Here is an 8,098-nt window from a genome sequence, read left to right as displayed (position 1 = left end):
CGGTTCCCCGCAGTCAGGGCGGCTACGGCGGCCAGGCCCCCGGCACCACCGCCACCACCGCCACCGCCGGTGCCGGGGGCCTGGCCGCCGTAGCCGCCCTGACTGCGGGTGACCACGCCGCCGGTCGACTTGGCTGCCCGGGCCGCGCCCATGACTGCGGCGCTGGTGCCGCCGCTCATGGCGGCCATGCCCAGGGCTGCTCCTCCTGCTGCCATTCCGGCCAATGCCATTGGGCTACCGGAGGACGCGGTCGAGACGTTCAGTACCCGTAGTAGGGCCGGAAGTGCCACTGCCGCAACGGTGAGCAGAATCAGTCCTTGGAGCTTGGTGACGTCGGAGCTGGGGTCGGCGGCCCAGAACGCGGTGGCCATGATCGCCGCCGACGCCGGCTTGAAGAGGATGAACGCGATCGCCCAGTTGCGCATCTTCTCGTAGGACTGAGAACCCATCTCGGTTCCCGATGCCGCCGCGGCGACCGGCAGGACACCGACGATGACCATCAGGAACGCCATGCGGACCACCAGCAGCACGACCTGGACCAGCGCGCCGAGCATTCCGAACAAGGCAATCAGCAGAACCCAGCCCGGACCCCAGGTCGAGGTGTCGTCGATCATCATCGCTTGAACTTTGGTGCCGAGGTCGTTGCCGCCCGATTCGCTGAGCAACCATAAGCTGATGCCGTCCGAGACCTGGATGGCCAGGCCGATGGCGACACCGAACAGCGACATCGAGGTGATCGTCCGGACGAAGGTACGCACGAGATCCATTGCCGCGGCATTCTCGTTTCCGGACTGAGCCAGGGCGACGCGGATGCAGGCCACGAAGATCGAAATCACCAGTACCGCACCCTGAATGGGGAGCATGTACGTCTGGAGCACCGTGAGGTAGTTCGCATCCGACAACGCCGGTGAAGGCGTGGTGAACCACCAGTTGATCATCGTGCCCCAGCCGTCGGCGACGCCGGCAATGAGAGATTTCACGTTCTTACCGAACGCCGAGTCCCACATTTTCTGTAGCGCATCACCGGGATGAGAAACGACGTTGGCGAGTTTGCAGACCTGCTCTGACGGGTTGGCGAAGATCTTTCGCAGTGCGCCCGAGACGCTGGCCCACGATCCGGTGTTCTGCGTCATCGACTCGCATTGCTGATCGAACCCGAACGTTCCTTCTCCCGGTGCGCCGCCGCCGATTTCGGGCAATGCAGGTGCCTGGGGTGCTTCGGTGGGTCCACCTTCGGGCACGGCGTAGGTCACCGTGGGGCACGACTGCGTCGATTGCCCGCCGCCCAGTGGAACCGTGATGCAGGTCAGCTCCCGTTGGACCATCGTGTAGCCCGGGGGCAGTGGCTTCGGTGTCGTACCTCCGAGACCACCGAGGGTGATCGAACCTGCGGGAAGGTTGTTCGCCTTCAGATCGTCCGCGCCGACGAGCTCGTAGCCCTGCGGTGCGGCCGGGATCGCAGGGGCGGTGGTGTCCTGAGCGGATGCCGGCTGAGCCAACGCGCCTATCAGGGACGCGCTTGCGATGAGTACGACCAGCGCGGCGAGGAGCGCGTGCACGATCCGTCCGGCGCGTAGTCGCATCGTCACCATGGAGTCCACCCGCTCAGAGAGGTAGCGGTCCCGGAGAGGTCACCGAGCTGCTCGGGGAAGGTCAGCTTCCAGTCGCCGTCGACCCAGGTGGCCGTCAACCTGGTGGTCAACCACTGGGCTGTGCCGTTGTCCGCTTTCTCTGCGGGACTGGCGGTTTCGATGACGGCGAGATCCGGGGCGTAGTCGAGGATCCGAAAGGCGTCGGACTTGGTCTGGTAGCTCAGAGCGGCGTCGGTGGCACCGCGATGGAACGGGCCTTCGGCGTCGAGCTGCGTGTACAGCTCGCTGCGCTGAGTCGCGGTCATGACGGTCTGGTTGTCGTAGATTCCGCGTGCGGTCTCGTTGTTCGCCGACCCGAGGCGCAGTGCGATCTGCACGGCGGCCAGAGCGGCCCCTTGTGGAGTGTGGGCGAATCCGGTTGCGGTCAGTCCTTTTACGGTGGACGGGCCGTCCGAGGTGGAGAACGGGACGATCGCTCCGTCGTTGACCTTCTGCCAGCTCACCCCAGCAGGAGCGGGCACCGGTACGGCGGGGTTGTAGGGGCCGTACTCGACCGGCGACTGCGGCAATGCCCACCCGCCGGGCCAGTTCGGGATGTCGACCCGTCGTCCCAGACGGTCGACGGTCGGGGTTGCGAGCCCCTGCATCGCGCCATCGGTGTTCGGAACCGCTGTGGGGCCGGTGGAGGGTAGCGCGGTGACCGTCGGACGAGGCGTCTCGTCGGCAGGTGACTCGTCGGAGTCACCGCTGAATCGCAGGACGACCGCGACGACGGCGCAGATCACGATGATCGCCACGACGAGCATCGCCGCGCCGGTCAACACCGGGTTGCGTTCCTTGACGGTTTTGCCGCCCTCGCCCTGGCCGGTGCTCATGATGCCGCCGTGAACTCGGTGAAACCGGCAGTATCGGTCAGTGTTTCGGGCTCGGGAATGTCGTCGGGTGCAGGCAGCAGCAGCTTCCAGTCCTCTCCCGACCAGACGAGGGTGTGGGTGGTGGCCATCAGCGCGCTGTCCGGGCGCTCGACTGCCAGCCGAACCACCGCCCGGGCGTCGGTGAAGTCGGTGACCTCGAAGCACTCGAGACGTGCTTCGGTTCCTTCCGGCGCCGGATCGGTGATGGAGACCTGAGCGCGGTTGACGGCGTAGGTGTCTCGGCCGATGCCGGGCGCTGCGACCGCGTTGACCACATCGGGCCACGAATTGTCCGGTGCCAGACGCAGTCTGGTGATTCCCTGCGCTGCGGCCAGCACTGCGCCCTGCGGCGTGGGGGTGTATCCGGACGCGACGTCGCCCGCCACCTCACGCGGACCGTCCGTGCTTGAGGTCGGCAGGGACGCGCCCCGCCAGCTCTGCCACTGCACGTCCGCCGGAGCGGCCGAGGTATCGACGGCTGCGCTCGTCGAGGTGGTCGTGGTGTCGGCTGTGGGTTCGGTGGATCCGCATCCGGACAAGGCCAGGACCGCGGCGACTGTAGCTGCGGCGATGAGGTGGCGTTTCATATGAAGGTTCTCCGATTCGAATTGCTTTATGAGAGAGCGAATCCCGCGAGTGCGCCCGCGGAGCTGGCGGCGATCGCGGCCGCGCAGATCCACAGGATCTTTCGCATGGTGCGGGTGAGGGGTGTCGAGGTGGCGAAATGCCACCACAACATGCCGCCGGCGGCGATCAGTGACGCCACCAGCACTGCTCCGACGACCCACATCCCGTAGCCCAGAAGCTGGTCGAGCGGTTCGGTGACCTCTGAGGGCAATGGTTGCGATGGGGGAGCAGGCTGGGTGTGCAGCACGATTGGTGTCGACATCACGACATCGCGAAGGTGACCAACGAGGCGGCGATCGACATGATCAGTGCACCGATCAGAGAACCGAGGAGGACCTTGATTCCTTTGCCGCCCATCGCGCCCTGGCCGTTGAGGTGATCGAAGCCCATCATCCCGCCGCCGAGCATGACTCCTACGAGAGCCCCGATGGTCAAAATCCAGAGAAAGACGCCGACCCCCTTCCATATTTTGTCTCCGCCAGGCGGGGTGACGGCATCGGGCTGCGGGATCGCCAGGATGGTGGTGTGGACTGCGTCGAATGCGGTGGTCAACATAGTTTTCGGCTCCTAAGGGTTGGTGTTGAGAATCGAGACGATGGTGGTGCGGATGGCTTCGGCGACGTCCGCGACCTCGCGCGGTACGGCCTGATCGGGCGGTTCTCGTTTGCGGCCGGTGGCGACGGGATCTCCGGGAGTCCAGAACGGCAGTTCGTCGGGTGTCAGCTCGTTCCAGGCGTCGATCCACGGGATTCGCCAGTGATGGTCGTCGACGAGCCCGGCAACTACCTCAAGGCGTTGGCGCAGATCGTTCTTGAGTCGGCTCGGCGATGCTGCGACGGTGACGAGCCCGACCAGAGTCGTTGCGCCGCCGTATCCGGACAGATGCTGAGTGAGCAGATCGTGAGCTCGGGTGATTCCCCAGGCGGACTCACGGGCTACCACCACGACGAAGGGCGATTCCTGTTCGAAGCCGGCCGGGAACGCACCCATCGCGTCGCCGACGATCGACCACGACGCAGTCAGCATCGACACCCCGGCACCTCCGTGAGCACCGACGAGCCACCACGAGGGCACAGCCCGATCAGCGGGGGCGAAGACCGGCTCGGGCCAAATGTCGATGCACCGGGCCGCCGGCGGCGGGGTGATCAACCCGTGTGAGCGCCCCGGCTCACGGGAGTCGTCAGCGGACGCCCACGCCGTGGCGCTCACAACGTCGACCCTTCTACCCGGTTGTTGTTCTGCCATCCGGCGGCGAAGTCGGTCGCAATCAGTTGTGCGAGATCGCGATACGCCGACCGTGTCGCTGGGAGCAGTCGATCCCAGTGGATCTCTGCGCCCTCGTCCAGATGCGGATCGAACGGGATGGTCACCACCGCGCGGACACGGTCGCCGAAGTAGTCCTGCAGCTGGTTGTCGGTCAACGGTGTCTTCGAGCTGCTCGACATGCGCGAGACGACGATCACGCACCGCCGCACCAAGTGCGAGTAGTGATGGGCGTCCAACCAATCCAACAGCGCGTTGGTTCTGGTGACCGCCGAGACGTCGAGCTTGGTGGGCGCGATCAGCGAGTCGGTCAGATCGAGTACTCCCGCCATCGCGGGGTGGGTGATGCCGGTGCCGCAATCGGAGAGCAGCACCTGGAAGTGGTCTTGGAGGATCTCGATCACGCGTCGGTAGTCGTTCTCGCTCAGCGCTTCCGACCGCTCAGGATCATCATGTGAGGCGAGAACTTGCAGGCCGGTCTCGGCTTCTAGGGTGTGCTCACGCACGTCCGCGTAGCGGTCGGTGTGTGGGGCAGCGAGCAGGTCGTAGATCGTCGGCGGATGTTCGGTGCGGGGCGCGATCGCGGCGATCCGTTCGGCGAGTACACCGGCATCAGGGTTTGCGTCGATGGCCAACACCCGATCGGTGCGCACGTCAGCGAAGGCGTGGCCCAGCACGACAGAGACAGTCGACTTCCCTACGCCGCCTTTGAGCCCTGCCACGGTGATCTTGTGATCGGTGCGCACCGGTGCGGCGATCTGCGCGTCGAGGGCGCGTGCACGCTTGTCCGCGGGCGATTCGCCGGCGTTGATCGTGCGCAGAGACAACGCATACAGGGCGCGCCGCCACCCCGATGCCGGAGCAGCGCGGACACCGTCGATCTCCAGTGCGGATGCCGAGGGCGGGCGCGGCGGCTGCGTTCTGCCGCCGCGCCCCAACATCACCACCGCGGTGGTGTTGCGGTCCAGATCGATCTGCCCGAACGCCGGTCGTTGCCCGACCGGTGTAGTGACCGTCTCGACGTCGTGGATGTCGGGACTCGTCCGATCGGCCATCAGGCCGTCTTTCCAGTCGGTGCTCATCGGGTGGTCCTTACTGGGTTCGCCATCAGTTGGACGGGGTCAGCCACGAGGAGTCGTCCGGAGCGGCGGCGGGCGGCTCCATCGGGAACGCATCGCCTGCCGGGGCCGCCGATGTGGTTGCAGTGCTCGTGCCGTCGGCGTCGTTGGCCGGCTGCGGGGTGTACGTCGGCGTCGACAGCGTCGACGAGGACTCGGCCCAGGGATCGAAGGCGGTGGAAATCGAGGACGGTTGTGCGCCGACCTGGAACTGAAGACCGGGAAGGCCTTGGTAGGAGCCCTGCCCGTCGACGGGAACGGTTCGGGTGAAGGCGTCCTTGTCTGCTGTGGGAGCGGTCGATCCGGCCTCGAGATCTTTGACGAGCGCGGTGATCCAGTCCGACGCAAAGCTCAGCCACGTTCCACCCGACGGTGTGACCGCATCACGTTGGTAGGACTCGTGATTGGCGCGTACAGCCCAGTATTTGACGTCGGTGGCCATCTTGATCAGACCCTTGTTGTCGGTCAGTTCGTTCTGCACGATCTTCGACACGGCGGTGGTCGTCTTGTCGGTGATGTTCGCCGGAATGAGCTGCAGGGCAGCCTCTGTCGCTTTGGCTCCGAGCAGAGCCAGTGCTGCCGGCGGATTGGTCAGGCCGACGGTGGCCAGTTGCGCGATGTTGTCCATCGTGAGGACCTTCTTCGCAAACGTCACCGCCGTGTTGATTCCGATTCCGAGGACTTTGTCGATCGCAGCGAATGCATTGACCTGGTGTGTCGGGTTGGAGGCGTCGGCGGCGCGGTTGCTCAGGGAGTCTCCCGGGCGGTAATCCAGACCGCGGGTGGTGCCATCGCTGCTGGTGATGTCTTCGTTGACAACGTCTACGCCCATCTTGAGCGCGGTGGTGCCCATGACCTGCGCGGCCGACCACAGGACCCCGACGGGGTCTTGAGCGTTGAGGTTCATCTGGCCGCTGATGTTGGTCACCAGACGGGCCAGCGGGGCGTCGGCGGGTGTGTCACAGGCGATGTCGCCGCTGGCGCAGGCCGATGCGACTCGGCCGGTCAGGGAGCCGAACGAGGCCGGGGTCTGCGCGGCCAGAGGGGCGATGCCGCCTCCGTCGGACGGCGGTGTCGGCAGCGTTTCGAGCTTGGTCACCTCCGCACCGCGAGTACCGGGGGCGGGTGCTGGGTGTTCCTGGGAGGGCGCGCCGGGGAAGATGCCGTCGCCCTGCTTGCGGGTGGGATCGGAGTAGAGCATTCCCATCGCAACCCGTGCTGGCGGGATTGGGCCTTGGCCTGCGCCGATCAGCCGCAGCAGCTCCGAGGCAACTCCTGCGCCCTGCGAGTACCCCAGCAGACCGAACTTGGTGTTCGGGCACCGGGCGGCTTCGTCGGCGATGATCTTCGAGGCGTTCTCGACTCCACGTGCGGCCGAGTCCTTGTACGAGGTTCCGGTGAAGCCGTAGTCGGCCGGGTACGGCACGTAGGTGCGGTCGAACTTGTCCGAGCTGGTTCCGCCGAACTCGGCCAGGACCGGCAGAATCGCTGCGGACAGCGTGCCCGAGTCCTGCTTCGGCATGGACCCTTCGGTGGACTCGGTGGTGCCCTGCGTGACGACGACGTGCAACAGCGCGCACGGTGCAGTGCTCGAATCGGCTGCTGCGGGAGTGGTGTCGGGGGGCGTGGTGCTCGGTTGCGCTGCAGCCTGGGTCCCTGCGCTCACTGTGATCGCGGCGGACCCCAGTACGGCCATGGCGGCGTAGGTGAATCGGTTGGCCTTCATCAGTTCTCCGTTTCGGTGATGTCGACGATCGAGGTGATGAGGGTCCGATCACCGTCGGTTCGTGTTCGTACGATCTGGGTCCACGTCACCGGCTCTGCCCCCGGTACGGCATGGGTGAGGTAGACGGTGTATTCGTCGGGGCCTCTTGGGGTGATGCGCAGGCAGTGCGTGGTCTCGGACGGGAAGGTGTCGATTCCCGCGCTCTGCAACAGTTCTGGGCTGCCGACTGCGGCGTCGGGGGTGGTGAATGCGCGCGCTGCGGCTCCGCTGCGCGTGACGTAGTAGGCGTAGTCGAATCCGAGGATCGCGTCCGGGCCTGAACCGAACCCGCCTGGCCCGGCACCGGTGACTTCGCCACTGGTCCTGGACTCGACACACGCCGGTGGCGCGGCCAGGGCTGGGGTGGTGGACGCGGGCTGCTCGGTTGTGGTTGCGGGTGCCTCCGGTGTGGTGAGCATCGACGACATTCCGGCCGCGAACGATTCCTGGTCGGTGTTGTCTGGGGACAACGCCAACGACACGGCACCGATGGCCGCACCTGCGACCAGACTGGCCGCTGCGAGTGAGCCCCAGATCGCCAGCCGCGAGCGCCGTCCGCGCTTGTTCTGTGGGATCGGGCGAGGCACAGGTTTCGGCACCGGCTTCGGTGAGAGGCCGGCGACCGCGGCCTCCCGGCCGGTGTGTACGGGTGGGGCCTCGCTCGCCGGCCGCGCAGCAGCGGTCGGGGTGCGCGGGTGAGGCGTGCTCGGTGTGTCGGTCAGTGTGGTCCGCTCCCACGGTTTGCTTCCGGGACGGGAGGTGCCGGGACTGCGATCAGACAGCGATGCCATAGCTGCTGCTCACTCCTTCTGGTCGACG

9 protein-coding genes are annotated in these 8,098 nt (G+C 66.3%); all 9 read right to left on the bottom strand.

Annotated elements, in window-relative coordinates; all coding sequences use genetic code 11:
• On the bottom strand, positions 1-1,592 hold a 1,592-nt coding region (locus CH274_RS29395; protein WP_179275860.1), incomplete at its 3' end, for a hypothetical protein.
• Positions 1,586-2,467: a hypothetical protein gene (locus tag CH274_RS25075; protein WP_094659259.1), complete on the bottom strand. Its 882-nt coding sequence runs from the start codon at positions 2,465-2,467 to the stop codon at positions 1,586-1,588. The genes CH274_RS25075 and CH274_RS29395, both read right to left, overlap by 7 nt.
• Complete coding sequence (locus CH274_RS25070) at positions 2,464-3,093, bottom strand: hypothetical protein (RefSeq protein ID WP_094659258.1); 630 nt, start codon at positions 3,091-3,093, stop codon at positions 2,464-2,466. Before CH274_RS25070 ends, CH274_RS25075 begins: the two co-directional genes overlap by 4 nt.
• Before the next feature lie 26 nt (positions 3,094-3,119).
• Entirely contained in the window at positions 3,120-3,395 is a 276-nt protein-coding gene (locus tag CH274_RS25065) for a hypothetical protein (protein ID WP_094659257.1), read from the bottom strand.
• The gene (locus CH274_RS25060; protein WP_094659256.1) at positions 3,395-3,688 is read right to left on the bottom strand and encodes a hypothetical protein; all 294 of its coding nucleotides are present in this window, start codon (positions 3,686-3,688) and stop codon (positions 3,395-3,397) included. The genes CH274_RS25065 and CH274_RS25060 overlap by 1 nt, the downstream gene beginning before the upstream one ends.
• A gap of 12 nt (positions 3,689-3,700) precedes the next feature.
• Positions 3,701-4,342 (bottom strand): hypothetical protein, encoded by a 642-nt coding sequence (locus CH274_RS25055; protein WP_094659255.1) that lies wholly within the window; start codon positions 4,340-4,342, stop codon positions 3,701-3,703.
• Complete coding sequence (locus CH274_RS25050; RefSeq protein WP_094659254.1) at positions 4,339-5,478, bottom strand: MinD/ParA family ATP-binding protein; 1,140 nt, start codon at positions 5,476-5,478, stop codon at positions 4,339-4,341. Before CH274_RS25050 ends, CH274_RS25055 begins: the two co-directional genes overlap by 4 nt.
• Before the next feature lie 25 nt (positions 5,479-5,503).
• Positions 5,504-7,240: a cutinase family protein gene (locus CH274_RS25045; RefSeq protein WP_094659253.1), complete on the bottom strand. Its 1,737-nt coding sequence runs from the start codon at positions 7,238-7,240 to the stop codon at positions 5,504-5,506.
• Positions 7,240-8,070 carry a hypothetical protein gene (locus CH274_RS25040; RefSeq protein ID WP_094659252.1) on the bottom strand — a complete coding sequence of 277 codons (831 nt, stop codon included), beginning with the start codon at positions 8,068-8,070 and terminating at the stop codon, positions 7,240-7,242. The genes CH274_RS25045 and CH274_RS25040 overlap by 1 nt, the downstream gene beginning before the upstream one ends.
• Positions 8,071-8,098: the final 28 nt, after the last annotated feature.

Source organism: Rhodococcus sp. 06-418-5, assembly GCF_002258285.1.
Classification (GTDB): Bacteria; Actinomycetota; Actinomycetes; order Mycobacteriales; family Mycobacteriaceae; genus Rhodococcoides.
This window is presented reverse-complemented; position numbering and strand designations above follow the sequence as displayed.